This is a genomic window from Acidithrix ferrooxidans, assembly GCF_000949295.1.
GTDB lineage: Bacteria > Actinomycetota > Acidimicrobiia > Acidimicrobiales > Acidimicrobiaceae > Acidithrix > Acidithrix ferrooxidans.
The window spans coordinates 13,886-40,592 of the sequence record NZ_JXYS01000065.1; the positions used below are offsets into that span (position 1 = coordinate 13,886).

24 protein-coding genes, 1 tRNA gene and 1 pseudogene are annotated in these 26,707 nt (G+C 46.4%); 17 read left to right on the forward strand and 9 right to left on the reverse strand.

The annotated features are described in order from the left end of the window. Positions 1-412: 412 nt before the first annotated feature. Complete coding sequence (gene trpS / locus AXFE_RS09675; protein ID WP_052605662.1) at positions 413-1,396, reverse strand: tryptophan--tRNA ligase; 984 nt, start codon at positions 1,394-1,396, stop codon at positions 413-415. 221 nt (positions 1,397-1,617) lie between these two features. Between trpS and mtnN the strand changes: the two genes are divergently transcribed. After that, the gene (mtnN, locus tag AXFE_RS09680) at positions 1,618-2,403 is read left to right on the forward strand and encodes a 5'-methylthioadenosine/S-adenosylhomocysteine nucleosidase (RefSeq protein WP_052605663.1); all 786 of its coding nucleotides are present in this window, start codon (positions 1,618-1,620) and stop codon (positions 2,401-2,403) included. A 968-nt stretch (positions 2,404-3,371) separates the two neighbouring features. Here the strand turns inward: mtnN and AXFE_RS09690 are convergent. The 3 genes from AXFE_RS09690 to AXFE_RS09700 all read right to left on the reverse strand — a co-directional run bounded on the left by AXFE_RS09690 (position 3,372) and on the right by AXFE_RS09700 (position 5,542). Further along, positions 3,372-4,295 (reverse strand): cytochrome c oxidase assembly protein, encoded by a 924-nt coding sequence (locus AXFE_RS09690; RefSeq protein ID WP_082058642.1) that lies wholly within the window; start codon positions 4,293-4,295, stop codon positions 3,372-3,374. A 229-nt stretch (positions 4,296-4,524) separates the two neighbouring features. Then, entirely contained in the window at positions 4,525-4,986 is a 462-nt protein-coding gene (locus tag AXFE_RS09695; RefSeq protein WP_052605666.1) for a SixA phosphatase family protein, read from the reverse strand. A gap of 346 nt (positions 4,987-5,332) precedes the next feature. Further along, positions 5,333-5,542: an acetyl-CoA carboxylase biotin carboxyl carrier protein subunit gene (locus AXFE_RS09700; RefSeq protein WP_052605667.1), complete on the reverse strand. Its 210-nt coding sequence runs from the start codon at positions 5,540-5,542 to the stop codon at positions 5,333-5,335. Positions 5,543-5,677: 135 nt separating this feature from the next. Here AXFE_RS09700 and AXFE_RS19985 point away from each other — a divergent pair, with 135 nt between their 5' ends. From AXFE_RS19985 to aroA, 6 genes are all read left to right on the forward strand, one after another. Further along, entirely contained in the window at positions 5,678-5,842 is a 165-nt protein-coding gene (locus tag AXFE_RS19985) for a hypothetical protein (protein WP_160291807.1), read from the forward strand. Positions 5,843-6,088: 246 nt separating this feature from the next. After that, the gene (locus tag AXFE_RS09705; protein WP_052605668.1) at positions 6,089-6,826 is read left to right on the forward strand and encodes a segregation and condensation protein A; all 738 of its coding nucleotides are present in this window, start codon (positions 6,089-6,091) and stop codon (positions 6,824-6,826) included. 177 nt (positions 6,827-7,003) lie between these two features. Continuing rightward, positions 7,004-7,570 carry an SMC-Scp complex subunit ScpB gene (gene scpB / locus AXFE_RS09710; protein WP_052605669.1) on the forward strand — a complete coding sequence of 189 codons (567 nt, stop codon included), beginning with the start codon at positions 7,004-7,006 and terminating at the stop codon, positions 7,568-7,570. A gap of 1 nt (position 7,571) precedes the next feature. Further along, the gene (locus AXFE_RS09715; RefSeq protein ID WP_200891252.1) at positions 7,572-8,348 is read left to right on the forward strand and encodes a pseudouridine synthase; all 777 of its coding nucleotides are present in this window, start codon (positions 7,572-7,574) and stop codon (positions 8,346-8,348) included. Continuing rightward, positions 8,341-8,721 carry a chorismate mutase gene (gene aroH, locus AXFE_RS09720; protein ID WP_235347737.1) on the forward strand — a complete coding sequence of 127 codons (381 nt, stop codon included), beginning with the start codon at positions 8,341-8,343 and terminating at the stop codon, positions 8,719-8,721. The genes AXFE_RS09715 and aroH overlap by 8 nt, the downstream gene beginning before the upstream one ends. Before the next feature lie 217 nt (positions 8,722-8,938). After that, entirely contained in the window at positions 8,939-10,270 is a 1,332-nt protein-coding gene (aroA, locus tag AXFE_RS09725) for a 3-phosphoshikimate 1-carboxyvinyltransferase (protein ID WP_052605671.1), read from the forward strand. 253 nt (positions 10,271-10,523) lie between these two features. On the opposite strand, the gene pspAB is transcribed toward aroA, so the two are convergent. After that, a complete protein-coding gene (gene pspAB / locus AXFE_RS09730; RefSeq protein WP_052605672.1) occupies positions 10,524-11,096 on the reverse strand; it encodes a PspA-associated protein PspAB in 573 nt (190 codons plus the stop codon). A 500-nt stretch (positions 11,097-11,596) separates the two neighbouring features. Further along, positions 11,597-12,511 carry a zinc metalloprotease HtpX gene (gene htpX / locus AXFE_RS09735; protein WP_052605673.1) on the reverse strand — a complete coding sequence of 305 codons (915 nt, stop codon included), beginning with the start codon at positions 12,509-12,511 and terminating at the stop codon, positions 11,597-11,599. 199 nt (positions 12,512-12,710) lie between these two features. On the opposite strand from htpX, the gene cmk reads away from it, so the two are divergent. Next, entirely contained in the window at positions 12,711-13,355 is a 645-nt protein-coding gene (cmk, locus tag AXFE_RS09740) for a (d)CMP kinase (protein WP_052605674.1), read from the forward strand. A 117-nt stretch (positions 13,356-13,472) separates the two neighbouring features. After that, positions 13,473-14,186, forward strand: coding sequence for a lysophospholipid acyltransferase family protein (locus AXFE_RS09745; protein WP_152626008.1), 714 nt, complete (start codon positions 13,473-13,475; stop codon positions 14,184-14,186). A 397-nt stretch (positions 14,187-14,583) separates the two neighbouring features. Here the strand turns inward: AXFE_RS09745 and AXFE_RS09750 are convergent, their stop codons facing one another. The 3 genes from AXFE_RS09750 to ispH all read right to left on the reverse strand — a co-directional run bounded on the left by AXFE_RS09750 (position 14,584) and on the right by ispH (position 17,036). After that, entirely contained in the window at positions 14,584-15,015 is a 432-nt protein-coding gene (locus AXFE_RS09750; protein WP_052605676.1) for a hypothetical protein, read from the reverse strand. A 371-nt stretch (positions 15,016-15,386) separates the two neighbouring features. Then, positions 15,387-15,785, reverse strand: coding sequence for an HD domain-containing protein (locus AXFE_RS09755; RefSeq protein ID WP_082058644.1), 399 nt, complete (start codon positions 15,783-15,785; stop codon positions 15,387-15,389). A 225-nt stretch (positions 15,786-16,010) separates the two neighbouring features. Next, complete coding sequence (gene ispH, locus AXFE_RS09760) at positions 16,011-17,036, reverse strand: 4-hydroxy-3-methylbut-2-enyl diphosphate reductase (RefSeq protein ID WP_052605678.1); 1,026 nt, start codon at positions 17,034-17,036, stop codon at positions 16,011-16,013. Between the two features lie 37 nt (positions 17,037-17,073). Here ispH and AXFE_RS09765 point away from each other — a divergent pair, with 37 nt between their 5' ends. The 8 genes and pseudogenes from AXFE_RS09765 to AXFE_RS19350 all read left to right on the forward strand — a co-directional run. Further along, positions 17,074-18,486: a DUF512 domain-containing protein gene (locus AXFE_RS09765; protein WP_052605679.1), complete on the forward strand. Its 1,413-nt coding sequence runs from the start codon at positions 17,074-17,076 to the stop codon at positions 18,484-18,486. Positions 18,487-18,547: 61 nt separating this feature from the next. Beyond that, the gene (der, locus tag AXFE_RS09770) at positions 18,548-19,867 is read left to right on the forward strand and encodes a ribosome biogenesis GTPase Der (RefSeq protein WP_052605680.1); all 1,320 of its coding nucleotides are present in this window, start codon (positions 18,548-18,550) and stop codon (positions 19,865-19,867) included. Between the two features lie 114 nt (positions 19,868-19,981). Beyond that, on the forward strand, positions 19,982-21,490 hold the full coding sequence (locus tag AXFE_RS09775) for an acyl-CoA carboxylase subunit beta (protein WP_052605681.1): 1,509 nt from the start codon (positions 19,982-19,984) through the stop codon (positions 21,488-21,490). Between the two features lie 835 nt (positions 21,491-22,325). Then, the gene (locus AXFE_RS09780) at positions 22,326-23,522 is read left to right on the forward strand and encodes a methyl-accepting chemotaxis protein (RefSeq protein WP_160291808.1); all 1,197 of its coding nucleotides are present in this window, start codon (positions 22,326-22,328) and stop codon (positions 23,520-23,522) included. A gap of 246 nt (positions 23,523-23,768) precedes the next feature. Further along, the gene (locus AXFE_RS09790) at positions 23,769-25,121 is read left to right on the forward strand and encodes a glycosyltransferase 87 family protein (protein ID WP_160291809.1); all 1,353 of its coding nucleotides are present in this window, start codon (positions 23,769-23,771) and stop codon (positions 25,119-25,121) included. A gap of 21 nt (positions 25,122-25,142) precedes the next feature. Continuing rightward, positions 25,143-25,220: transfer RNA gene (locus AXFE_RS09795), tRNA-Pro, on the forward strand. 237 nt (positions 25,221-25,457) lie between these two features. Then, positions 25,458-25,541 (forward strand): annotated as a pseudogene (locus AXFE_RS20775) (ATP-binding protein); the annotation flags it as partial. A gap of 785 nt (positions 25,542-26,326) precedes the next feature. Next, positions 26,327-26,707 (forward strand): hypothetical protein (locus tag AXFE_RS19350; RefSeq protein WP_152626011.1); only part of this gene is annotated, 381 nt, incomplete at its 3' end.

The following is a 26,707-nucleotide window of genomic DNA, read 5'->3' on the forward strand; positions in this document are numbered from 1 at the left end:
GAATCTTATTTGTGAAAGTTATTGAAATTGATGAACTAGATGCAATAACTTTGCTCCTCTAGCCATAACTTTCAGGCGCCAAGGTCGCGGGAGTGTGCATTTTTTATTTACTTCAATTTATAGGTGTTCGTTCATTTTGGGTTCTTTGATCTATCTAGTTGTTCAGTACAACAACGCAAAATCTGGCATTACGGCTATTCTTTGTAAGGCCGATTAGTAAGGCCGATTAGCTCTGGTACTTGCCTAAGTGAATAACCTACAAGATTCCTTATATATAAGTAGTTTGCCCGTAGAATCGCCCCTGGTGCACGGCTATCGAAGTCTCCTAAGTTGCTCTTTAGGGTAACTACAACTTGAGGTTTTGATATTAGGTTAAAGGTTTATGAAATGTCAAGGTAAAGCCTGATCGTCTCTATTGACTTCTAGGAACAAACCCGACCGCGTCTTGTGCTCTTCGTAGGGTCTCGTTGGCTGTAATTTCAGCCTTTTCGGCGCCCATACGCATTAATCTTGCTAGTTCAGCTTTGTCATCTAGTAAGTTATTTAATCTGTCTCTTATCGGTGCCAGATTTGTAACGAGCACTTCCGTTAGATCGTTTTTGAGCGCTCCATAGCTCGAATAAGATTGAGCAATCGATCTTGGATCTTTGCCGGTCGCTACACCAAATATCTCTAAGAGGTTGGAGATTCCCGAACGGTTTTGAGGGTCATACTCCACGCAATTGTCGGTATCGGTTACGGCCTTTGAGATCTTCTTTTTGATTTGATCAGCTGGTTCAAGCAGATAGATTATACCCGCAGGGGAGGAGGAGGACTTAGACATCTTTTTTGTTGGATTTGAAAGATCCATTATTCGGGCACCGATTGTAGGAATCGATGGTTCCGGTACCGTGAACACCTCGCCGTATAGTCGGTTGAAGCGCATCGCTAGGTCTCTAGTGAGTTCTAGATGTTGCTTTTGATCGTCTCCAACTGGTACTTTATCTGCTTGATACAATAGGACGTCTGCTGCCATAAGCGCAGGATAAGTAAAGAGACCGGCCCTAACACTCTCGCTTCCACGGCCCTTGTCTTTGAATTGGGTCATTCGGTTAAGCTCGCCCATGCTGACAGTGCACTCCATTAGCCAGGCTAAATTTGCATGTGCTGCTACGTGGCTCTGGACGAAGATTGTGCATTTATCCTGGTCAAGACCGGCGGCCAAAAGAGTTGCAAATAGTTCCAATGTGCCCAAATAGAGTTCTTTCGGATCGTGCTCTATCGTTATGGCGTGAAGATCTACGACTGTGAAATAGGAGTCTTGGAGCTCTTGTTGGGCGACCCAGGACTTTATTGCTCCAAAGTAGTTACCGATATGTGCTTGTCCCGTTGGTTGAATTCCTGAAAGTACCCTCATCAAGCCAAGATTCTAACCGCTCGAGAGATATCTTCATCAAGCTCCTCAAAGTTAAACGCTGTAGAAGTAGCCCAGTGTCTAGCCTCTTTTTTCAAATGGGACATGGCTTTCTCCCATATGGTCTCTGTGAGCCGAGTTACTTTCTCGATCAGGGTTACAATGGCCATTGGCAATTTATTGATTTGCTAGCTTTGCTATTGGTTGAGATAAGGAGCTTTGCGGTGTCAAAGGAAAAGTCCAAAGTTATAGGACTTGTTGTGGCTATGGAAGAGGAACTCCTTGAGCTCCGTAATCGTCATTTCCAGGGTTTTGAAATCACTGAGGGGCTCGTTCCAATGTCTCAAAGTCAAATCGGGGATTCAATCGTTGTGATGGCTTATTCGGGGATGGGTAAAGTTAACGCTGCGATGGCCGCAGCCTCCCTGGTAGAGAGGTACACCGTAAGTGCACTTTTAATCTCCGGATTAGCGGGATCTTTGGATGATCGGTTAAACATCGGTGACATAGTGCTTGCAAGTGGCGCCTTTCACCATGACTTTGACCTTCGTCCCATTCTGAATTCGCCTGGCATTCTTCCGGGAGCAAGTTGTCATCTAATCTCTGCCGATCCAGGGATTTTGGCGCTTGAGGTGGAGATAGCCAATAGATATTGCCTTTCTAATGTAGGTAGCGAATCGTCTTTTGGATCGGGTGCAATCTCGCGATCGATTAAATGTGTGATAGGCGAAGTGGCTTCCGGAGATGCGATAATAGGCACAAAAGCGCAAAAGATTGCAATAAAGAAAAATTTCCCCGATGCGATCTGCGTTGATATGGAAAGCGCTGCTCTTGCTCAGGTGGCGCTTGCAGCAGGGGTGCCCTGGGGTGCTATTCGCGTAATCTCGGACTTCGCCGATGACTCCTTTGACATGAATATGGTTGTAAATTTTTGCGTCAATGAGGCAAGTTCAACTATTGCGCAAGTCATTAGCGCACTAGTTCGAGACGAGAAGATTCATCGAGGCTGATCGTCAAGTTACCTGGTTACCCTTTGTTATCTGATAGTTTTGGGTGTGTTATTGGGGATTTCAAATTGGAACAGATCTGATCTGACCATTTGTCGTGCTATTCACAATCAAGGTTTGTTGGCCAGGGTAATTAGTCAGATTGGGATTTCCAAGGAGGCTTCATGGCCGATCTGCCTAGTGCTTTGTGGGAGTTGGCGCCATGTCTGTTCTTTTTTGATTTATGTTTAGGGCTTCTTTGAGTGGATCAAAGGTTTGATGGGAACCGAAATAAATTTGTATTTGTCGCAGGGGCGATTTTCTGGTGAGATTTATGGCTGGTGAGATTTATGGATTTGGTAATAGATTGAACATAAGAACATAAAAAGCATTGCTCGGATAAATGTGGTTGGTGGGCACTTTAGGATTCAAGAGTGTCACTTGGGTGGATTCGATGGGGAGTTGATGTTCGCAAAGACTAAGGCGAAATATATACAAGCCAGCGCATAAACAGCGCCTCTGGGTCGAGCTTTTCCAGTTCGCGAAGGCGCGGATTGACTAGATGCAGTTTTCCCAGAAGATTTGACGTTTTGGATAGATTTAAGAATCGTAACTGAAAGAGATGTAGCCAAGATATGAGTTGATGGGTCGACCTGACCTTTCTTTAATCTTCGGTCCATCCCGCCAAAATCTTTGAACCGTCTAATTCTTTGTTGGACTAACATTCTTTGGAACTGCGCAAAATATGCACTTCAACGAAGCATCGAGCATTTATAGCGAACATAAATGGGTCTTCAATGATGATGGTCGAAATTGATTGCTACGTCTGACTTTTTGCAAACTTTATGCTTATCTATGGGTAAAGTCGATATGGTTGAGCATTTTCTCGTTTCAACCTTGCACCCCATGCTATCTAGTAGTGGGGAGTCCCCTCTGGGTAAAACGGCCACGAGTTGGCTGTTAGACGTAGAACAAGTTTCGATAATGACACTCTATGAGAGGCCGGGTATCCTCTTCTTGACCTTGTTGTTTGATGACTTTGTCGTAAGTTTTTCTAGTTCGTAGTCAAAGTCTGCCTCTCTAGACATCCACTTTCGAATGTTGTAGATCGCAGCGTAGGTAAATGGCTCCATGCACAGGACCCATAGAACTGCAGAGCCAAGTTCTTGATCGGCCATTCCCGAAAGGGTCTTTCCTGGTATATGTAGGTAGACACTGTAGAAGGGAACTGATGCGAAGCCCATTATCATGGCCAGGATCCAAGAGAGGACCGTTGTGAAGAATATCGGGACAATCCGCTTGATCTCGGGGTAGATGCGAGGTCGAATTGGATGGGAATCTACTAAATGGATCCAAAGAAGCATTCCTGAGACCACAAAGAAAAAGTGCATAAAGTTGTGGACCACCTGGTTTCGTTCCGCCAGGTCAAGTACGGCTGGAAAGTGCCAAAAGTACATGTCGACGTTGAAAAACAAGAATCCGAAAACTGGGTTCATGAAGAAGTTTCCAATGGACCTTAAAATTGAGGTTTGTTCGCTCACAAGAAATGTTCGACCTAGGGATCGACGCCATTTGACAGGGAGTCCTCTGTAGATAACTAACCATGGAGCCGATATCACTATTAGCGCTGGTGCATAGACCATCAACATGACATGCTGGAACATGTGGACCCAGAAGTAAGTATCGGACCAATAGTCAACAGGTGACATTACAGCCAGAACCAGGATGGCAATTCCACTTCCGAAGATCAACGCATTGAGTCGCCGCCGTTTGGGCGATCGTTTTGAACCCCGAGCAATTGTGGCCTCGAGTCTTCGGTATCCGATCACATACAAGACCACAGGTATTCCCGTGAGTATGAAAAATATCGGATCGAACCCCCAATGGCTCAGCAGATATTTATCTACGAACGTCATTGCTACCCCGCACTAGTCTCGTCGTACCGTTTAAACACCCTTGATTCTAACAAAGAATAATTATTAGTGGTGATCAACCCTCTCCAAGTTCCTTTGTGATGAGTTTTTTACGGTATGGCAATTGTCTCGTCTCTTAGGCGTGACGGACCTTGTTGATGCGCGCTATCGATGATTTTAGATCAGTTCTATGACTAGAGTGCTTGGGCTAATTGGCGAGGGGTTCTTTAGGCTATACGACCTTGAATTCGAGATATTCGACCTCAAGCTTAGATAAGTCGACGCGGTAGATTGAGCCCTTTGCGCATCTGATCGAGTCCGGGCTATAGCGTTCTAACAGTCGTAGGATTAAGGGAATAATGTTTCCATGGCTGCAGATCGCGTGTTCTCCTTCGAGATGGATCACCTCTTCGATAAAGGTATCCAACTCTTTGATCGAGGCATCTTCTCCGATTCGACGATCAATCATGATCTTTTTTTGGGACACGGTGGACAAAGGCGTCAGTGTCTCGATAGCACGGGCATAGGGAGATGCCCACAGAAAATTTATTGGTCGATTTCCAAGATGTTGAGCGATCATCTCAGCCTGCAACTTCCCTTTGGCAGAGAGACTCCGATCTTGATCATCCTTTGAATCGTGCAAGCGTTCTCCTGCTTTTGCATGGCGGATCAGATAAAGATTCGAAGCTGTCATTATTGTCTCCTTAGCTTTTTGGCTTGATTTGGCGTAGTTGCGGCTAAATAAACAGAACATACGTGGTAGCTTGGCGAAGCTACAGCGCCCAAGCCGATCTAATACAATTTAGGTAAAGGTGGCAATTAACCAGCTTCAACGGTGGCGAGCTTTATCTATAACTTATGACGTTATAGACGCAAAGGCATCTTTTATTGTGACTGACTTGTTAATTATTTAGCCCTAGGGTCAACTTGGGTGATCTGCTACCTCGATTTGACGGTAGCAGCCATGAGTTAGCGAAATTTGGTGAAGAAAGCGAACGATTATCTGAGCGACTAGGTCGCAATGGTCAAATTGGGCGCAGTTAGGCGAGCTCTATTATTGTTTGGCCTTCTTCAACGAAGTCACCCGGGGCTAGGGATAATTTTGCCACAACACCGTCAGTCTCTGCTGAGACAGGTATCTCCATCTTCATCGATTCGATGATGGCTACATCGTCTCCTTTGGAGATTGATGATCCAACTGCAACGCTGAAGGTAATTAGCGTTCCAGACATGGGACTTACTATTTTCATTGTCTTCCTTGAGATATTGACTTGTCAAAATAATGCCACATCAAAGCTCGGTCTGTGTTTGATTTTCATCTTGATATCTATCCGAATTAGAAATGAGATCTACCTGTAGCGGCTAATTTTGGAGGCTACCCATTATTGCTGGACTTGAAAAAGGTCGCCTTCGTTATCATTTTATCCCTATCGATTTCAAACTTTCAGATCCATGGACAAAGAGTTAGCGCCCTCTTGATGGGGGAGGTAGATGCTACAAGTGATCTTACCTTGGGATGGAGAATAGCTCTTGATGGTTATCTGGGCTGACTCGGTTTTTCGTGTCTCTTTTAGCGAACACAGTTTGTTCGGATGTGTTGGGACTGTACGTGACGATTGGGAGGTTTTATGGGAACATCGGTCTTTGGTAGGATCTGGGCTTGGACTATCTTGCCTACAGTTAATGGAGCCTTCAGAGGTGCCTGGTAGTGTTAATGGTGACGTTGAGGTCTAAACATTTGGTGATTTGTTCAAAATTTTTGGTCGATGTGGTCGATGTGGGTGAAGTTGGTTTAAATGTCCTTTGAAGTCAAGATGGATATTTATGAGGGACCCATTGGTCTATTGCTCTCTTTGATCCAAGGGCAGGACCTAGATGTCTATCAATTGTCTATCTCTAAGTTGGTGAGCGACTACCTTGTGGAGATCGAGAGGCGCAAGGCGATAGACCTTGAAGTAGCCACGGAGTTTTTATTGGTAGCTGCTACTTTGTTGGAGATTAAATGTAGGCGGTTATTCCCGAACCTTACCGCTTTAGATGATGAAGAAGAGATTGCTTTCTTTGAAGAGCGTGACCTTCTTCTGGCGCGTCTGCTTGAATGCAAGACCTATCGAGATGTTTCTTTAGTGATTGCGTCGCTTTTGGAGGTTGGGGGAAGAAGGCGATCTCGAGATGCTGGATTTGGGATCGAGCTCTCTCACTTGGTCGCCGATCCCTTGGGTAAGGTTTCTCCAGACAAGCTAGCTCTCGTCTATCGAGAAGTGGTTTCAAGACAACCCAAGGAGAGTCTTGGTCCGATCCATGTAACGCCGCTTCCCAAGGTTTCAGTAGCCCAAGCTAGAGATAAGATCTTGGCTCGATTGACCCTCAAAAAAGAGGTACCTTTCGATGAATTGATTGAGTTTTCTTCTCATCGAATTGAAATTGTAGTGATGTTTCTTGGGCTTTTGGAGCTCTTCAAATTGGGCAAAATTGAGATATCGCAGGAGGGAAGCAGTTCTCCAATTTTGCTTTCGGCTCGACTACTGGTTTAGCCATGCGGTTCTCTGGGTCAAAGTGGTCTGATGTGATGGGTGCAAACTAGGATAAGTGGTACCATTACCCGAGTTCTCGGGACCATGCAAATGTAAAAATGATGAATTTGAAGTTGGCTGGTTGAACTCACGATTAAATAGCACTCCAGATTTGCTGGAACCTCGAAGGTATAGACATTGTCGGAATTTGAATTATGCGCGATTGTAGAGGCTATATTGTTCGTGGCAACTGAACCAGTTACCGTCGATCAGCTCTGTCGAGCTAGCCGTTATGACCCCAGCCAGATCCGCGATGCGATCGATACACTAACGCAAAAGTATGATGATAGCGTTTCCGGCGTGGAATTAGTTGAGGTAGCTGGAGGATTTCGTCTTTATACTAAGCCTACTTTGAACGAATATTTGAAGAACTTCTCTGATGACGTCAATGAGTCTAAACTTTCGGGTGCAGCTTTGGAAACTTTGGCAATAGTCGCATATCAGCAACCCATTTCACGAGGAGCCGTATCCACAATTCGAGGGGTTAACTCAGATGCAGTCATGAGACTATTGGGGGTGAAGGGCTATATAGCTAGCGTGGGAAGAGATTCTGGTCCGGGATCGGCAGTGCTATTTGGAACGACAACCTTGTTTTTAGAAAAAATTGGTCTGGGCTCTTTGGGCGATCTTCCTCATCTGGCGGACTTTACCCCACCAATTGAGATAGCTGAGGCCTTCGAAGTTACCTTGAGAGAGGAGGCGTAACTTGTCAGACTTTTGGGATGGACTAAAAGATCTAGGGATTACAAAGGACAATATCGACGACTCTAGTAGCCGCATACGTCTTCAGAAGGTGATTTCCCAGGCTGGACTTGGGTCGCGCCGTCACGCCGAAGAACTGATTGTAGCGGGCCGCGTCATGGTCAATGGTGAAGTAGCCTGTCTGGGAGATCGCGCTGACCTTGATTGCGATACTGTAATGATTGATGGCGTCCCAATTATGGTGAATTCGTCGAGAGTTTACTATTTGATTCACAAGCCAAGGGGCGTGGTTTCCACGGTGCGTGATACTCATGAGCGACCGGTGGTGATCGATTTGGTGCCCTCGACTCCGCCTGTCTATCCCGTTGGCCGTTTGGATTCCGATTCCGAAGGGCTATTGATACTGACCAACGACGGGGAATTTACCAACCGCTTGACACATCCAAGATACAAGATCGAAAAGGAATACCTTGTGGTATTGGATCGTTCGGTTCGTCGCGAACATGTGGTGAGCCTAAGAAAAGGCGTCGAATTGGAGGATGGTATTACCCTTCCAGCTCAAGTGAATGATCTAGGAAATGGTGCGCTCCGTATTGCCATTCGTGAGGGCCGAAACAGACAGATAAGGCGAATGCTAGCCGTCTTGGGGTACGATGTCGAGAGATTGATCCGCACCCGCATTGGTCCGTTGTCGGACTCCAAACTCATTCCGGGCGATTTTCGCAAATTGGAGGAGATTGAACTTCGGTCTCTGTGGGCGGCTGCGTTGGAAAGTGACTAAAATTTTTCGAATGTCAGTCAGAGCACTTCGTGGAGCAACAACAATAGATAGAGATAGCCGTGAGGAGATCATCACTCGTACCAAAGAGTTATTGGGAGAGATGTTTTTGCGCAATGAGGTTGATAAGGACCAGTTGATTTCGATACTCTTTACTGGAACTCCCGACGTACACGGCGCATTTCCAGCGGCTGCAGCGCGAGAGCTTGGCTATGGCGACGTGCCACTAATGTGTGCTCAGGAACTTTCGATTGATGGCGGAACACCCCTTTGCATTCGGGTCATGGCCCATATTGAAACTACGAAGGCTCGAGACGAGCTCCGACATGTCTACCTTTGGGGCGCGAAAGGGTTGCGCGACGATCTTCCAGCCTAGAGATCATGAGCCTTTGGGCTTTAATTTCTAGCTAGGGTGAATCCGGGGTCGCTACTTCGTAGTCTACTTTCCTCCTTCTGGAAACGATTGAAGATAACTTTTGCTTTGCCATTAGCCATATGGTCGTGGATTTGACGTGCTGTTTTGCTAGTTTTTTGGCCAGATTGAGCCACTATCGATTTTTATAACTTATAAATTTTTGTCAGGAGATGTCCCTATGAAGGCTGTTGTACGAGGTGGGATTGGCAACGAGGCCTCGGTGTCGGTTCCTGGAGACAAATCGATCTCACATAGAAGTCTTTTACTCTCTCTCTTGGCGAGCGAGACGTACTCAGTAGATGGCCTATCTAGTGCTCTCGATGTCCTCGCAACTAAGGATATTGTCGAAACCCTAGGCGTTCATATCTCTCAAGAAGGTTCCAGAATTATCCTTAGGGGGGTTGGCTTTGATATATCTGAGCCCAATGACTTCTTAGATGTTGGCAATTCGGGTACACTGATCCGCCTAATATCTGGAGTTCTTGCGGGCAGTGAGGGTAATACATTCTTTTTGAAGGGTGATTCTTCGATTGGAAAGCGTCCCATGGGTCGCGTGATCGACCCTTTGACAAAGATGGGGGCGAAGATTATTGGTAGAGGTTATTCAACCCTTGCACCTCTTGGAATAGTTGGCACTAAGTTGCACGGTATTGACTATGAGATGCCAGTGGCTTCGGCTCAGGTAAAGTCTGCCATCTTATTTGCAGGATTGAACTCTTCGGGGACTACCACTTTGGTAGAGACGGTTCCAACACGGGCCCATACTGAAGAGATGCTCAGCCAATTTGGCGCAAATCTAGAAGTGACCAGGACCCCAACTGCAAATAAAATCTCGATTGAGCCATCTAAATTGCGCCCAATCGACATCAAGGTTCCAGGTGATCCCTCTTCGGCTGCCTTTTTTGTTGTATTGGGACTGATAGGTCAATGCTCAATAGAGGTTACGGACGTATATTTGGGACCGCAACGCGATGGATTTTTAAAGACTCTGATCTCTATGGGTGGGCGGATTGACCTTAGCGATAAGGGCAATGGTTTGGGTGATATTAAATCTTATCCTAGTGAATTGAGTGGAGTAGTAGTTGGGCCAGATGGCACCCCCGACCTTATCGATGAGGTTCCCATTCTTGGTGTAGCTGCGGCCATGGCGCGCGGGAGAACTGAGTTTTTAGGTGTTGGGGAGTTGCGACATAAAGAGAGCGATCGAATAGCCACCACCTGCGACATGCTCGCCTCTTTTGGGGTAGATACTGGTGAGTTAGATGGAGGGTTTTATGTCGATGGCATTGGCCATGATCCATCCAAAGGCGTCTTAGAAAGCAATGGATTCGTTCAAGAGCCACGTATCGTTGTAAGTCACTATGACCATCGGATAGCGATGTCTGGCGCTATTTTAGGTGCCCTAACTCAAGGGGAGACTTACATTGAGGGTTTTGAATCGGTTGAGACCTCTTTCCCTACCTTTGTTTCGGTCTTTAGATCTTGTGGCTTTGAGATCGAAGTGCGATAGGCGACATTACGTTGCTCTTTTGACAAGTTTTAGCGATTGGCTCCATTTGGCCTTTAGCGGAGTATCCTTTTTAAATTTTTTATGCGATACTGCGTGGGTTCCATCTCCAACTATGGATACAAATAAAAGAAATCACATATTAGATTGCGCCGAGGCGACAAGATCGATGATCTCTGTAGTTTTGTGACCTTAACCTCTAAGAGATGGGGATTTGAAACTAGTTCTCTCATTAAACTACAACGGTGCTATTAGCTCACAGAGGTAAGTCCCAGATCGGAAACCACCTCTCAAGGTCGGCTTCTAGGACGATATCGTCTTTGATTATCGCTTGAAGAGAAAGCTCGCGCTCATTGTCTCGTCGCTCGCCTCTAAGTGGTGCAAATGGGTAGAAGGTCCCGCGTTTATATAGATAGATGAGATAAACCCGCTGTGCGCTATCGCGATCGGTAAAGGCAAAGACGGAACAGAGCAGCTGTGGCCCAAAGTTGTTTGACTCTAAGGTGGAATTGACCGCATGGATTGCGGTCGTTAGAGTTTCAAGGTTGTCGGCTTCAATCGTTACCCATTTATAGCCCATAGAATCGATTGTCTCAACCGGAGGTTTCTGACCGTCATCTTCCATCTCAAGGATCGCTTTAAAGTCCAAAGTGGTGTTGGCGAATGCGCTTCCAGATGCTGGTTTGAAACAGACCGAAGCTTTGTTGGTGGATATCAAATTAGCTGAAATTTCAAGCGTAATCCCTGCCGCAGGAAGTGCAAAAAGATTATCTAAGTTAGCCTGAGCTGGAGCAGTGCGCCCAAGTATGATGTCGCGAAGTTTTCCCAAACCGGTGCCTTTCTAAAGAGCCGATGCTATATCGATATTCTATTCCTTATCTTCATTCGGGCAAATGTCATTCTCTAATGAAGAGTGGCCAAAATGGGATAGTTTTTCCCAACTGATTAGAGATGCATCTTCCCATGGTCCCCCTAGGTGTCAAAGCAGTCGGATGTGCGGCTGGTTTGTGGTTGTCTATGGGTCCAAGTAAACCCGCTATTTCTTCGATCCCTATTTCATCGATCTGGGGCCTACTTTGTGGCTCTACTTGGAAAGATTTTCAAGGATCGGATGACTTTTCACCTAATTCGAGCTAGCGTTTATCCAATCTGATTTGCCATAATCTCGATTATCAAAAATTATGGCGTTCGAAGTTCAAGTGGCTCTTTGAAGCCTTTGATCCCAAAAATCACGCCAGCTTTAACCTATTTGGAGGTGACGGCGTTTTGCAAGGTGACAATGTAACCTTGCTCCAAAAGTTGCTTGCCACGCAGTTATAAAATGAAAAACTATTGCATCAGATCGCGTTCGAGTTTGTCCAACTGAGCGATTCTCTTTTCTAGACTCGGATGCGTTGAGAAAAGTCCGCTCATGCTATTAGGGCTAATCGCTGGAGCGAAATAAAAGGAGTTGAAGGCAGAGGCGCGTCTTAGGTCTCGAGTTGGAATTCGGCCCATCTCTCCTGTGATCTTGATCAGTGCTGACTTGAGATTTGAGGGGCGCCCGATCAGGATCGCTCCTGATCGATCTGCAGAGAGTTCGCGGTATCTAGAAAGTGCCCGAGTGATTAGAAAGCTAACGGCATAGACGACTACCGAGACAACCAGAATCAACATTCCAGCATTTCCCTGGTTATTGTTTCCGTTACCCCTTCTGTTGCCACCTCCGCCTATACCTCCACCGGTCCAGAGTTCGATTCGAGTAAGAAAACCAGCTACCATGCCCAAAAATGATGCAATGGTCATGACTGCGACGTCGCGGTGGGCTACATGCGAGAGTTCATGAGCAAGCACGGCCTCTAGTTCCTGCTCGTTTAATCTCCTCATGAGGCCAGTAGTTGCGCACACCACTGAATTTGATGGGTTGCGACCGGTGGCGAATGCATTTGGCATATCATTTCGAGCGACTGCAACTTTAGGCTTTGGCATATTGGCCAACGCGCATAGGCGATCCACTAACGCGTGCAACTGAGGCTCTTCTTCCCTGGTTACTATCTTTCCTTTCATAGATGCTAAAGCAATCTTGTCGGAAAAGAAGTACTGCACGAAGAGAATCCCGAAGGCAACGACTGCTATAAGCGAGAGTGAGAGCTTGAGCATTAAAAGCACTGCGATAAAAATTACGTAAACCAACCCGAGAAGGAATACAGTCAATCCCATTCTTGCGGTAAGGCCTCTGTCTTTTGGAAATTTTGATTTTGCCACACCAATATTCTTAGCCCGAATTCTTCAGGAATCGATCGAGTTTTCTGAGTTCTTTCTGAATAGTTTGTTTTTGAAGATTGGCATCATCTTGGCTCTATCTGTCCAAAGGGATTGTGTGGTTTTACCTTAGGTCCGTCAAGGTCGCCTGTTTCCATCAAAAATCAGAGGTATTTTCCTCATGAGCGAATAGTTTCGTATTGTGGAAAATGTTGAGGACTGGCATGAAAGATCGATAGCGATTGATGGAATGGCGGGTACAGGTAAGTCCACTTTAGCTCGATTGATCGCCCAAAAGGTGGGTCTCGCATTTTTGGATACTGGTGCAACTTATCGCTCAATTGGCCTTTTGGCGATTCAAAATGGGCTGGACTTAGATGATGGGGCCGCCGTCTGTGAACTCGCTAAATCGGTGGTACTTTCTTACGTCGATGGCAGGATGTTTCTAAATGGGTCCGATGTCTCTGGAGCCATTCGCACCCCTGAAGTAGCCGAGGCCGCAAGCCAGATAGCAGTACATCCTTGCGTTCGGGAGTTTTTGAGTAGATGGCAGACAGATTACGCTCAAAGTCATGGAGGGGCCGTTCTAGAGGGTCGAGATATTGGGACCAAAGTGCTTCCAAAGGCTAAATTCAAGGTGTTTCTAGTGGCTAACCCGGAGGTCCGCCTCGCGAGGCGACGAGAGGTAACCTCTGAACAGCTTTCCAAGCGCGATTTGCGCGATTCGAAGAGAGTTCATAGTCCCCTAGCTATTGGAGACGATGCAATTGAGATCGATACATCTAATCGAACTATCGATGATCTTTTGGATGAATTGGTCACACTCTATGGGAACCGTTTCGTTTAGATAACGGCCCCTTGTCGGATTTTGTTTATAAGCTTCGTGCGCATCCATGACGTGCTGGTCATGCGCTAGAGTGTTGCTAGGTTTGGGAAATTTGCCCATATCTAGGGAGGTTGTCTTTTGGATGATTTGATGAAGGTTGGCGACTTTGAAGTTCGACTTCATACGAGTGCAGTTGATAGCGGTCTGTATGCAACAGCGACCTCAATTTTGAATGTCGTCAATCGTCTTTACTTTCGATTAGAGATCAAAGGTGATCTTCCACTCCCAGAACCACCCTACATAATAGCGCCAACGCATCGTAGCTATCTCGACACAATTTTGATGGCATCATTGACGCGAAGGCGTCTTCGCTATATGGGCAAGGAGGAACTGTGGAAGTATCCTTTTCTAGCAAAGGTGATGGGAAGTATGGGAGGGATTCCAGTCAGTCGCGGTACTCCTGATCGCAATGCCGTTGAGGCTAGTATTCGGATATTACAAGCTGGACAGTCGCTAGTTTTATTTCCCGAAGGAACTAGACGCCACGGGCCAATCGTTACCGACCTGCTCGATGGAGCAGCCTATATTGCACTTAAGGCCCGAGTTCCAGTTATCCCAATTGGAATTGCAGGCAGTGAGGGTGCAATGTCTAAGGGTGCCAAGTTTCCTCGTCCCGTGAAGTGCATCATGTCTATTGGGCCAGCAATTTTAGATGGAGTCGAGGGCGACCCTGATCAAAAGCGCATAGCTCGATCTCGTATTCGTGTCTTGACAGACAGACTTAGGAATGATCTTCAAGCGCAATATGATATGGCGCTAGAGGCCCTTGGGCAGCAGTCGGGAAAGCTTTAGCAATTGAATTTTGACTAAATTTTACTCCCATTGCGAGGTAGTTCATTGAGTAATAGCTGAAATTTGTAATTCAAAGTGACCCATCAATTGGTTTTTCTTTTGGGCTACCCGATAATCTGACGCGCCTAGAGCGGTTGTGGTTGTTTTACGGTTGTGGTTGTTTTAGTAATCCAAACGGTAAATGAGGCGAGAGCTTTGATCAAACGATGAGGAACTATCTCGTGGCTTCCAAAGGATGCTGTTCTTTGATAGGACTGTATTTGGGGGACTATTTTAGTCTGGAGTAGCTAGCAAGGATTAGGGAGTCTGGACATATTCGAAGCTCTAAATGCTACTATGGCTGGCATCTTTTGGTGTGTTCATCGCCTTTATCTTTAGGTAATCGACAAGGCGATCGTTATTGGCTACGATTGCCTATAAGTGCAATTGTTCGCCAATAGGTGCCATCTTCTCTAAATCTTTTACCAGAGATAGCAATACCTGCGCCGACTAGGACGATTACGTGAAAGATATCTAGGATACCGCCCGGAATGGAGATGTCGCGTAGGACGACTAATCCAAGTAGGACCAAGGTGTAGATCACGTAGCTCGAAATCATGATAAAGGTTGATGCGAGTAGGATGAAGTTATAAAGATCTAGATCGAGCTCACCTCTTACCCCGGATAACAATAGCAGGGCAGCTCCTGCGGTGACGCTTGAGAGTAATATAAAGATTTCATAGGCTGAGTTCGAATGACTCATGTAGTTCGTCTGTGAAAAGATAACCCACCAAGCAAAGACGATTCGGGCTATCGTTTGATTGCGTTCGCCCTTGAGCATCGAAATCACTACTTCCTCCTTGAACCGTTGGTTGAGAGCGTGCTGATTTGAAAATATCCAACAAAGCCACTAGGTCGCCTAGAGACAACCGTGGTTTTAATCTTTATTATTTTAGAATCCTATAGCCTTTGGTACCATTAGTTGATTCAAGGAAGAAGTTTAAGGATCACGTTTTCTTCGTATTAACCAAATGACCTTTTTGGCTTTGCGAAGGTTTGCCTAATTAGCGGCTCAAAGTGGCTTAGAGGTTGAGTGGGGTAGGTAGGATCAAATGAATTTTGATCCCATTTATCCGCGAAAGTTTCACCAGTTGAAAACCATGCTTCGTCGCGGTAGCCTTCACGAGCATCTGGATTGCCTCCGAAATATTCGAAATAGTGTCAGCCTTGGAACTCTTGGTGGGTTCTAATTACGTTGTATACGTCCTCGTCTACGTAAGGACGAAGGATTTCAGCCGCAATTTGAGCATGGTTAGCCACAGAAATTGCTTTACCAATATCATGACAGAGCGCAGCGACAATCATTTGAGGTTCTGCTTTATCCTCTTCAGCGCGCGTTGCAGTTTGCAGGGAGTGGGTAAGTTGGTCGACAGAAAATCCATCGACGATATCTTTTAGCGAATTTAACATCGTCAATATCGATTGAGCGACCCTTGGTTGATTTTTGGAGGTTTCGTGGCCTATCGCCATCCATTGGTCTTTGTTGGATGAATCCATGGCGCTGAAAGTATTATTGAGTGAACTGGTCGTAGTCTTTTCATGCATATGTAAATTATGCATCAACTGTCTAATCCGATGTGGCTCATTGGCTACTTATTGACCACGGAAATCATTTATTTGTTCGGCTCGATGAGACTCGATCTTCGAAATGATGAGACTTTATCTTAGAAATTGAATTGCTCCGATCATGAGTTACTGGTATCGGTTCACTGTTTCGCCTTTTTAAGGCGGTAAAAGGCGAAACAGTGTAGCTTCCGTTAGTTGGGGTGAATTTGGTGATAGCGATTAATTTATTACAGACGACGCGGAGATTGATGAATCGTTATCTAAGGGGAAGTAAGCGGGCTTGGGAGCCCCGAAGACAAAGGCGCTAACCAATGTGAGACTTCGTAGAAATTCTCTTAGTTCTCGTGGAGGCGGGAAATATTCATCTTCGTCCACCACGGCAACTTCTTCGACTCCTTGAATTGGGGCTAGTCGTTCGATTACCTTTTGGATAAGGTCCTCTGGGGCTGAAGCGCCTGCTGTAATCGCAACGACACCATGAATATCATCTGGAAGCTCGCTTGCAGAATTGACCCGTAACACCCTAGCGTCGGTAACCTTTTTGGCAACCTTTTCAAGTGCGATGGTGTTCGAGGAATTCTGCGAACCGATAATAATTGTTGTTTGTGCTAGCGGCGCAAGATGTCTAATGGCACTTTGGCGATTTGTGGTTGCAAAACAGAGATCACTTTTGCCAGGCATCCAAAGACTCGGGTAAAGCTCGCTGGCGCGATCAGCCATCTCTCTCCATTCGTCCAGAGCTAGCGTTGTTTGGGCGATGAGCGCGACTGACTCCGATTCGATCGTCAAATCCTCGAGTTCCGCGATGGTTTCAATGAGTTTCACATTTTCAGGCGCTACCGCCTTGGTCCCAAGTGCCTCATCGTGGCCGTGATGGCCGATATAGATTATCTCAAACCCCTTGTTTGCTCGCGTTTTTACTTCGTGATGTACCTTTGTTACAAGTGGGCAGACTGCGTTTATCGAGATGCTGGCGATCGAACGTGAAGACTCAACGATTGAAGGCGCACTTCCATGTGCGCTTAACATTATTGGTGCGCCATTTGGAACATCGCTAGGGTCATCTACGAAGATAACTCCTTGTTCTAAGAAACGATCTACAACAATTTTGTTGTGTACTATCTCGTGGTAGCAGTAGACTGGAGGGTCGAAGACGCGCACCATCCAAGAGAGGGCTTTGATTGCCATCTCGACTCCTGCGCAAAAACCTCTAGGCTTTGCTAGTAAAACTTTTTCAACGGCCATACGCTAAATTCTAGCCCAAGGCAATAGGTGTCTCGAATTGTCGAATCCAATAGTGCTCTCAGTAGCGAAGAATTCCCCGGCGGCATTGGCAGGTGTTATACCTGGCGATGAGCTTGTGTCGATTAATGGTCAGGTTCCAACCGACGTCATAGCCTATCAGATGCTAGTAGAAGAGCCAGATGTAGCTCTTTTGATCGATCGAGGTGGTATTGAGTTCGATTTTGAGATAGAAAAGCTTGCCGGAGATCCATTGGGAATTGAGGTATCCTCCGCGATATTTGATCAGGTTCGGACCTGTGACAACCATTGCGAGTTCTGCTTTATCTATCAGTTGCCAAAGGGAATGCGAAAGACGCTCTATATGAAGGACGATGACTATCGACTTTCGTTCCTTTATGGAAACTTTACAACGCTAACCCGTTTTACAGAAGCTGATTTAGAACGGGTAATTACTGAGAAGCTTTCACCGCTCTTTGTCTCGATCCATTCAACGCATCCAAAGCTACGGACTGAGCTTTTGCGAAACCGCCGTGGTGCCACCTCTTTGCGTTGGCTAGAGGCACTTTTAGAGGCGGGTATAGAGGTTCACGGTCAGCTTGTGATCTGCCCAGGTGTGAATGATGGTGCTTTTTTGCACGAGACTCTTATATCGATTTTGGATCGTTTCCCGAAATTGGTGAATGTAGCTGTTGTGCCCTTAGGCGTGTCACGCTTTTCTAACGAGGGGCGGATGCGCCCACATACCCAGCAAGAGGCGCTCTCGGTGGTTGAAGCTATCGATTCGATGCAGAAAGTTTTTTTGGAACTACTTGGACGAAGGATGGTTTACGCCTCTGATGAATATTACATTCTCGCCCAGGTGCCACTTCCTAAGTATGAAGATTATGACGATTTTTCACAACACGAGAATGGAATTGGTATCGCTAGAGCATTTGAGGCAGCCTTCAACGGAAATAGTGACGCAGCATTTTCTGTGAAGTCGGGCTTTTTCTCTTGGGTAGAAGGTGCCCCAAAGAGTGGCTATCGTGCACAGAGGATCACCGATCAGATCGGAGTCTCGGTGGGAGTTCCGCGCAAAAGGAGTGACCGTCGAATCGCGATTTTGACTTCGACTTATGGTATGGCAACCCTCCCAGAGGTAGTCTCGCCTAGATTTCCTAATGTTGAATTCTTAGAGGTACGCAACGACTTTTTCGGAGGCAATATCGGTGTTGCGGGTTTGATGGTCGGAGAAGACATCAAACGAACCATTTCAAAAGCGTCAAAGCATGATTTGTATCTCCTTCCAGATGTGGCTCTCTCTGAGGATATCTTTTTAGATGGCACCTCCGTGGATGAGATAGACGCACCTATTCGCGTTGTGGCGACCGATGGCATTGCTCTTCGGGGTGTATTGGAGGAGATCTATGGGCACAAAGGTGTACCAAAGGGTGAGTTTTTAGCTCGATAGTTATCGAGCTTTATTAATTGGAAGTTATAAATTCCAAGGCGAGAAGTTTCAAGGAGCGTTAATGTTTAAAGTGGCAGTCGTGGGACGGCCAAACGTCGGTAAATCGACGCTTGTAAATCGTATAGTGGGTAGACAGGATGCCATCGTTGAGGAACGATCAGGCGTTACAAGAGATCGCAAATCTTATGTTGCGGCTTGGCGGGGCCATAGTTTCGAGTTGATCGATACAGGCGGATGGCTTGAAGCCGGCGACGCCCTAGAGGTAAAGATCTCAGAGCAGGCGCGCTCGGCTATGGCCGATTGCGACATAGCGCTCTTTGTGGTGGACGCTGCAGTGGGCATAACTAGCGAGGATGCTGATGTCGCGGAACTGCTTCGTCGTATCTCTAAGCCAGTCATAGTCGTAGCTAACAAGGCAGAGTCTGAGTCTCGTCGCTTTAATTCTTGGGAATTTGCAGCGCTTGGCTTTGACGATCTAATTCCAGTATCTGCGTTGCATGGTGTAATGACGGGAGACCTTCTTGACGTGCTCATAGATCGACTTACTGAGAATGCGCCTGAGGGCTCTATCGATCTTGATGATGGCGAGAATAGCGAAACCGATGTCGATGACGGAATCTTCTCGGTGGCAATTGTGGGACGGCCAAATGTGGGTAAATCGACTTTGTTCAATCGGATGGTTGGTGATGATCGAGCCGTAGTCCACGATATGCCAGGTACTACCACCGACACAGTGGATACGGTCATCGAAACCGACATTGGAGTACTTCGGTTCTTAGATACTGCAGGAATGCGTAGGCGAGCAAAAGAGGCAAGTGGAACCGAGTATTACTCTATGGTGCGTGCGCTAAAGGCTATAGACTCAGCCGACGTAGCGATTTTGGTGGTTGACGGCCAAGAAGGTGTTACCCATCAAGATCAAAGACTCGCTGAGCGTGTAGATGCTGCAGGTAGTCCCGTGGTGGTCGTTTTGAATAAGTGGGAAGACCTCTCCTCTGAAGACAAGCTGATCCGTGGCGAGGAGGCCGAAGAGAAGCTGGCATTCCTCACCTATGCTCCTTTTATTAGGATTAGTGCCAAAACTGGTTTGGGAGTCCATCGAATTCTTCCTGCAGTCCAAAATGCGATCGTTGCCTATCGTCGACGAATTCCAACTCGTGAATTGAATGTGGCTATCTCTGAGTTTCAGACTGTACATCCGCCTAAGGGAACAAAGATCCTCTATGCTGTCCAGGGTGCGACTGACCCACCTACCTTTACTCTCTTTTCGTCGAGACCGATAGATGCTGGTTATATGCGCTATCTCGAGCGTAAGTTGCGAGAGAGATTTGGCCTCGGCCCAACTCCTATAAAGATGAGGGTTCGTCGTCGTTCCGACTGATTAACTTGATCTATTAATGTTTTCAATTGCTTTGTAACTTTGTTGGCTGCTACATTGATAACTTCATATGGAGCTTTCACCTAAGGGGAAGATTTGACAAGTAGACCACTTGATATGGATAAAGTTCGCTCGGAGATTAGAACCGGAAATAGCGAGCGATCCAAAGCCAAGCTCGAATCTAGCGGACGCCTTTACGTGCGCGACCGTATAGCGCTCCTTTTTGATCAGGGCAGTTTTGTCGAGGATGGCCTCTTTGCCAATGTTTCATCCAACTCTTTGCCTGCCGATGGTGTCGTAACCGGCCTAGGTGAGATCGATGGGCGCAGAGTTTGCGTGATGGCGAATGACTCTACAGTGAAAGCTGGATCTTGGGGTGCACGTACCGTTGAGAAGATAATTCGAATTACCGAGACTGCGCTCCGTTTGGAACTACCGATCGTTTATCTGGTCGATTCTGCTGGTGCGCGTATCACTGATCAGGTTGAGCTTTTCCCGGGTCGACGTGGAGCTGGACGGATCTTTTATAATCAGGTGCAACTTAGTGGGAAGGTACCCCAGGTCTGCTGTCTTTTTGGCCCGAGTGCGGCCGGAGGTGCATACATACCTGCTTTTTGTGACGTTGTCTTTATGGTGGAAGCCAACGCTTCGATGTACCTCGGTTCACCAAGGATGGCTGAAATGGTGATTGGAGAAAAGACTACATTAGAAGAGATGGGTGGCGCTCGCATGCATGCAAGTGTCTCGGGCTGTGGCGATAATCTGTTTGATTCCGACGAATCAGCGATTGCCGCTGCTAGAGAATACCTTTCTTATTTTCCGACCAACTTTAGAGATACTCCTCCAACCTATTTGAGTGAGCCCCCGACGCTGGAGCTCGAGAATGACTTCTTCCCGGAGCTATCCACGGCTGGGTATGAGATGCTGGATGTGATCGAGCGATTGGTCGATGAAGGTAGCTTTTTTGAGGTAAAGCCTCTTTTTGCGCCTGAATTGATCGTAGGCTTGGCTCGACTCGATGGCAAGTGCATTGGGATTGTTGCAAATAATCCCGCCAGCCGTGGTGGAGTTCTCTTTGTGGATTCCGCCGATAAGGCGGCAAGATTTATCTGGATGTGTGACGCCTTCAACATCCCTCTTTTATTTTTAGCTGATGTGCCAGGGTTTATGATTGGTACAGCAGTCGAGAGACAAGGCATTATTCGCCATGGCGCGAAGATGATCGCAGCGGTATCAGAGGCTCAGGTCCCGAAGGTGACCGTCATTGTAAGAAAGGCCTACGGGGCTGGACTCTATGCCATGGCCGGACCCGCTTTTTCGCCCGAGGCAACCATTGCTTTGCCGGGCGCAGAGATCGCGGTCATGGGCCCTGAAGCTGCGGTGAATGCAGTCTATGCCAATCATATTGCTGGAATTGTAGACCCAGTCGAGCGGGAGCAATTCATTGCACAAAAGCGAAGCGAATATGTCGCTGACGTCGATCTGTATAGACTTGCGAGTGATTTGGTGATTGACGACATAGTCAGTCCAAGTGATCTGCGTAGTGAGTTGATTGGAAGATTTGACTGTGCCATTGGAAAGCCAAGGTTAGATGTGCCAAAGCACCACGGCGTTCATCCGGTATAGAATTTGCTCTCAGCCCAAACCATCCTGACAAGGTTTTCTTGTAGTTCCGATCTCGGAGGAAGTAGGATCACTGTCAAAGTTATTATTTATGTAGGTGAGTTTTTTGGCTTGGTGTGAAACATGTGCGAAGTTTCAAGAGGACGACAGAATTCCGCGTAATGGCCACTGTCCGGTTTGCGACACTCCTATTGTGAAGCCGAAGAAAGCTCCATGGCACTTCAAATTACTAGTGGTGGCCACCGCGATATATTTGGTCTATCGCTTGGTTCAATTGATTATTTGGTTGCCCCATCACCTCTAATTGCACGGTCGCCTGATTTAGCCTGATAATTACCCTGGACTTTCCATTCCAGTAATTTTTTGCTTAGCTCATGAAGTTCGATTGCGGTATCGACTGATTTTTGTGTCGGTAGAAAATAGCCATTTGTTGGGTGGTGATCGGCTAGGCATGCTGACCAATAGAAGGTATAAGCGTCATTAGCTTGGTTATAGCGTTTGTAATTATTTTGTCAAAAGTGATCGCCTGATTTTAGAGCGTAATCTACCATTTTTGAATATTTTATGAAGCTTTGCAAAGAGGATGTAGGCTTGAAACATCCTGGATCGATCTGCTCGAATTAATAAGTCGGCTGCTAAATAGGCTTAGTTAGTTAATCTTAGAACGCAATTGTGCAATTAATGGATCGTCTGAATTGTAGGTTTGTGGATTTTAATTGCCTGATATGGTTGTAATTTGCTTGATACTATCGGCAAACATATTCAAATTCGGATATTTATTTAATTGAATAATTAAAAATTCGTTTACTTGATGATGTGCTATGCCGATTATCGAAATATGTTTGGTAAATCGAAAGAGACTGTAGATGTCGGACGGCTCGAAGCTGTCTTGGACTTGGTAGATAACATTGTTATGCTCTGTGACTCAAGCCGTGAAAATACAATCATTTATATGAATAAGGCTGCTTCGTCAACCATGGTAAAGTACCATTCCAAGCTCACCGAGGCGTTACCGCATTCGGATCTAGCACACGCGATGGGAAATTCGATTCATCAATTTCATAAGGATCCGGAACGGGTTCGGCGAATACTGGGCGAGATGGGGAGTGGATCAAGCTCAGAGCACGTTGCCGATATCCCAATGGGTAACGATATCTACTTCCAGACTAAAACCTATCCCATATGGCATCCACAGAAAAAGGGTGAGCTTTTATGCTACATGGCCTGTTGGACTGATATTTCAACTCAGTGTGCCCTGGAGCGTAAAAAGCGGACCCTTGAACTTCAACGTACCGGAAATATGAACGACAAAGTCTCAGCTATTGCTGCTGCGTTGGAAGAGATGAGCGCTACTGTAGCTGAAATTGCTAGGAGTTCTCAAGTAGCTAGTGATTCTTCGATAAAGGCGTCAAGCGTTACCTCTGAATCTAAAGTTTTAATACAGAGTGCAAGTGCGGCGATGCGGGATGTCGCTTTGAGAGTTAAAGATACAGCACATATAATTTCCGAGCTGGGTACTCAATCTGAAGAGATTGACTCTATCGTCTCTTCCATCAAGAGCATTGCCGAACAGACGAACCTCTTGGCCCTAAATGCCGCGATTGAGGCAGCCCGGGCGGGGAGCGCTGGCAAGGGATTTGCAGTTGTAGCTGACGAAGTGCGACAGTTGGCGGAACGATCCAGAATCGCAGCTACGGAAATTACCGAAAAGATTAGGATGATCCGAAATGGCACGTCGGCCGCAGTAACGTCGATCGAATCATTTACAAGCAAGGTTGCCGAGTCCGAGGCGTCGTCTGCTCGGGCTGATAATGCTTTGTTAGAGATATTTGAAGACGTGGCAAGCGTTGGTGATATGGTCTCGCAGATCGCCGCGGCAGCCGAGGAGCAGAGCGTTGCATCTTCAGACATATCACGAAACCTAAATCACATTCTAAGTAGTACCTCGAACGAAGAGATAGAACATTCGATTCAATCAACCTCTCCAGTTGATCGCTTTGGGTACAAAGGGTCCTCTAAATCTTCCATACACTGAAGTTTCGCCTACGTTTGGTTGTTGCTAAGTTCTGCTAAGGTGTTACCTGGCGAACTTAGCGCTTTAGGGATCGTTCCGAGAGTGGATGCGAATTTCCTATGTTGATCCTCATGGTTGGTAGTCTGCTTGATGAAGGCTCGCGATACCTCTGTTTTGTGGTCTAGGCCTTTAGAGTGCCTGGCGACAATCGCCCTGAGCGCTGGCGTTTGACAGATTATATTCATGAATATTTGTCTCGGTGGATCGATGAAAAAGGGAAGATTTTTTAGTTTAAATCGCAGTTTGATTAGGTCGGAACTTATCTTTTGGTTGAGCGTCGTTCTCACATCGATCATCCTATTTTATTATGTTCGGCGCGTCAATCAATCTGATTTTCTTGTCTTCCTGCATGCGGCACGCGAGATTTCGAGGGGTCGAAGTCCATATCCGCCCGTGGGATCGCCGGTTACTTATTCGGGATCTAGCTATGTATATCCCTATTTTGTCGCATATCTCCTACAGCCATTGGGTTATTTTTCCAACTATCTAGCCTCAATGATCTTTGTTTATCTCTCGATTTTGTTAAATGCACTCACTATTCGTTTTTCAGTTGGGGCTAAACCTTTGGTCGCCGTAGCCCTAATGATCTCTAGCCCGTTCGTGATTGCCATCCAGATGGGTACATTGACTCCAATTCTGATCTTTGGGATGGTTTTTGTTTGGCACTTTAGAGATCGGCTCAAGATAGTCGGTGGCTTTGTATTGGCTGGAGTCGCAATGTCAAAGCTCTATCTGGCTCCTCTTTTGCTTTTTCCCATTTGGACTAAACGGTATTCTTTGACGATTTCGTCATTGACTAGCTCGATACTTCTATTGGGTATTGGCTTTGTAGTTGGGCCCCTCTCACCTCTTGGATTTGCCAAGATGTTGTTACTTCTTTCGGGCCATGAGACGCTTCAGGGTTGGTCGTTGACTCGGTTGATGGGAACTCTCGTAACAAGCCATATTTTACGCGATCTATCGGTTGGAGCAGTTGCTGGTGGAGTGATATTTGTAGGGCTTGGAATTTATCGCAAGACTAAGGACGATTCCATCCTCTTTGTCGCCTTGATTGCGGCATCTTTGGTCTTGACACCGATTCTATGGAGCAGTTATCTTCCTATTTTGCTTGTTCCGATCTTGATCAAGAGGAGAGATCCGCTCTTTTTGGTAGCTGCAGGCACAATTGGTACATTGTTGGTGACCCCAGATCGCGGAACCCTTGCAGTCAATGGATTTCAATTCTTAATAGAATTTACCTCTTTGGTTTTGGCTTTTCGAATCTACATTAATTCTAGAGTCGACTTATTGGGAGAGGCTTTTGGCAAGCGCTTATTTCTGGCCGTGAAGCGACTTCCTTTGCGGTCGGTGGTGCCAGGGGTCTTTCTCATTTTAGGATTAGTAATTTTGATGGTGGCTTCTCCGGTCTTGATGCCGGATGTGCTTGTGCAAATTGGAGTGTTTAGCGTCTTTGTGATTGCAATACTGGATTCGCTTCGAGGTTCAGGTTTCAATCTTTCCGAAAGTGTAAAGGGTGGTTTTTTGTCTTCTCGTCGCCGTCCTGGCCTTCCTACGGGCTAAGATGTTGTAACTCAATGAGTTCGGGCTGTGGCGCAGCTTGGTTAGCGCGCTTGACTGGGGGTCAAGAGGTCGGAAGTTCAAATCTTCTCAGCCCGACCATAAATGTCCAGGTTAGATGGCATAAATTTTCCTCTTTCATCACGGACGCATCTTCTGAGCGAATCCTCTTTAGGCGAAAGCTATATAGCCACATCTTTTACGCTACGACCAGAATCAATTACCCTATGGGCTGCCTCTGTTTTGAACTTCAAGGTGAAGTTCCTCTTATTGATTGCCATAGTGAAATTCTTTCATTCAACATCGTATGTTGAATTGTTAGGTGTCTACTAATTCTGGTTGACCTCACAAGTACTAAGTACCGCAATTTTAGACAGACTGTTACATCACTGCCACGTTATAAACATCAAGGGCAACAGCTAACGGCTCAAGGATCGAATCAAACAAGGAATCTATACCAATCCACAAACTGGTGACAACGTGAAGAAAGGTGAAGAGGTGGAAAAATGAAAACTCGAAGTCAACACTTGCGATACCTAAGCGAACCTGATCCGGTCTCAAATGATTTCCAATCGGTTCGGGGGTTACAAATACCGAAGAACCAATACCTATTTCTAAACGTTACAGAATTATCTCAGCTGGGATCACTAGAGCGAACCCGAGAACCATTTCATAACGTTACGGAACTATCTCAGCTGAGAACTGAACAGAGAGGAGAACCCATTTCATAACGTTACGGAACTACCTATCTCAAAGATCTGCGAGAGACAGGGGTGTGATCAAATACTTCCGGAAGATTGCATAGGAAGACCACAAAGGTACTGCTCAGCAGCTTGTCGTATGGCAGCTCATAGACAGAGGAAAAGAGGCCTGATTAGAGCAGAGGTACATTTTGGTTCTGCAACTACCCGGAGTCGACCAGAGGAGCGATCCTGGATGGTCAAGTTACTTCGAGATAATGAAGAAGTGATAGTCACCTTCGATCAAACTAGAGATAATGCAGAGCGTCTTACTGCTCGGCTAAACGAATTTCTCAACTGAGATTTTCAGATCCACGGTGTCTTAGAAATGAGACACTTTTACTGACACCAACAACTACTATTGAACTCAATTGGGCGGGTCAATTTTAAACCGCTGATGTGGGTCAAAAAAAAGTCGCTGTTTACAACTGCACAACCTGACACGGTGCAACTGCACAACCTGACACGGTGCAACTGCACAACCTGGCACGGTGCAACTGCACAACCTGGCACGGTGCAACTGCACAACCTGGCACGGTGCAACTGCACAACCTGGCACGGTGCAACTGCACAACCTGGCACGGTGCAACTGCACAACCTGGCACGGTGCAACTGCACAACCTGGCACGGTGCAACTGCACAACCTGGCACGGTGCAACTGCACGAATAGGTGCTATTACAGAAACTGTTATCACCACACCAAAGCTTCGACGGTGTTACTTTCAGATCGCAGGACATATCACTCGTTCAGCTAGAAAAGTAATACTCCATCTTGAAGAACACTGGCACTATAAGGATAAGTTCTTAGAGGCTCTTGATCGGATCAGAAAGTTTGAGATCATACTTATC

Bases quoted from the DNA above. Each gene is read 5' to 3' on its own strand.
- trpS (WP_052605662.1), bottom strand. From the start codon at position 1,396: ATGAGGGTACTTTCAGGAATTCAACCAACGGGACAAGCACATATCGGT.
- AXFE_RS09690 (WP_082058642.1), bottom strand. From the start codon at position 4,295: ATGACGTTCGTAGATAAATATCTGCTGAGCCATTGGGGGTTCGATCCG.
- AXFE_RS09695 (WP_052605666.1), bottom strand. From the start codon at position 4,986: ATGACAGCTTCGAATCTTTATCTGATCCGCCATGCAAAAGCAGGAGAA.
- AXFE_RS09700 (WP_052605667.1), bottom strand. From the start codon at position 5,542: ATGAAAATAGTAAGTCCCATGTCTGGAACGCTAATTACCTTCAGCGTT.
- AXFE_RS09705 (WP_052605668.1), top strand. From the start codon at position 6,089: ATGTCCTTTGAAGTCAAGATGGATATTTATGAGGGACCCATTGGTCTA.
- aroA (WP_052605671.1), top strand. From the start codon at position 8,939: ATGAAGGCTGTTGTACGAGGTGGGATTGGCAACGAGGCCTCGGTGTCG.
- AXFE_RS09755 (WP_082058644.1), bottom strand. From the start codon at position 15,785: ATGCATAATTTACATATGCATGAAAAGACTACGACCAGTTCACTCAAT.
- ispH (WP_052605678.1), bottom strand. From the start codon at position 17,036: ATGGCCGTTGAAAAAGTTTTACTAGCAAAGCCTAGAGGTTTTTGCGCA.
- der (WP_052605680.1), top strand. From the start codon at position 18,548: ATGTTTAAAGTGGCAGTCGTGGGACGGCCAAACGTCGGTAAATCGACG.
- AXFE_RS09775 (WP_052605681.1), top strand. From the start codon at position 19,982: ATGGATAAAGTTCGCTCGGAGATTAGAACCGGAAATAGCGAGCGATCC.
- AXFE_RS09780 (WP_160291808.1), top strand. From the start codon at position 22,326: ATGTTTGGTAAATCGAAAGAGACTGTAGATGTCGGACGGCTCGAAGCT.
- AXFE_RS09790 (WP_160291809.1), top strand. From the start codon at position 23,769: ATGAAAAAGGGAAGATTTTTTAGTTTAAATCGCAGTTTGATTAGGTCG.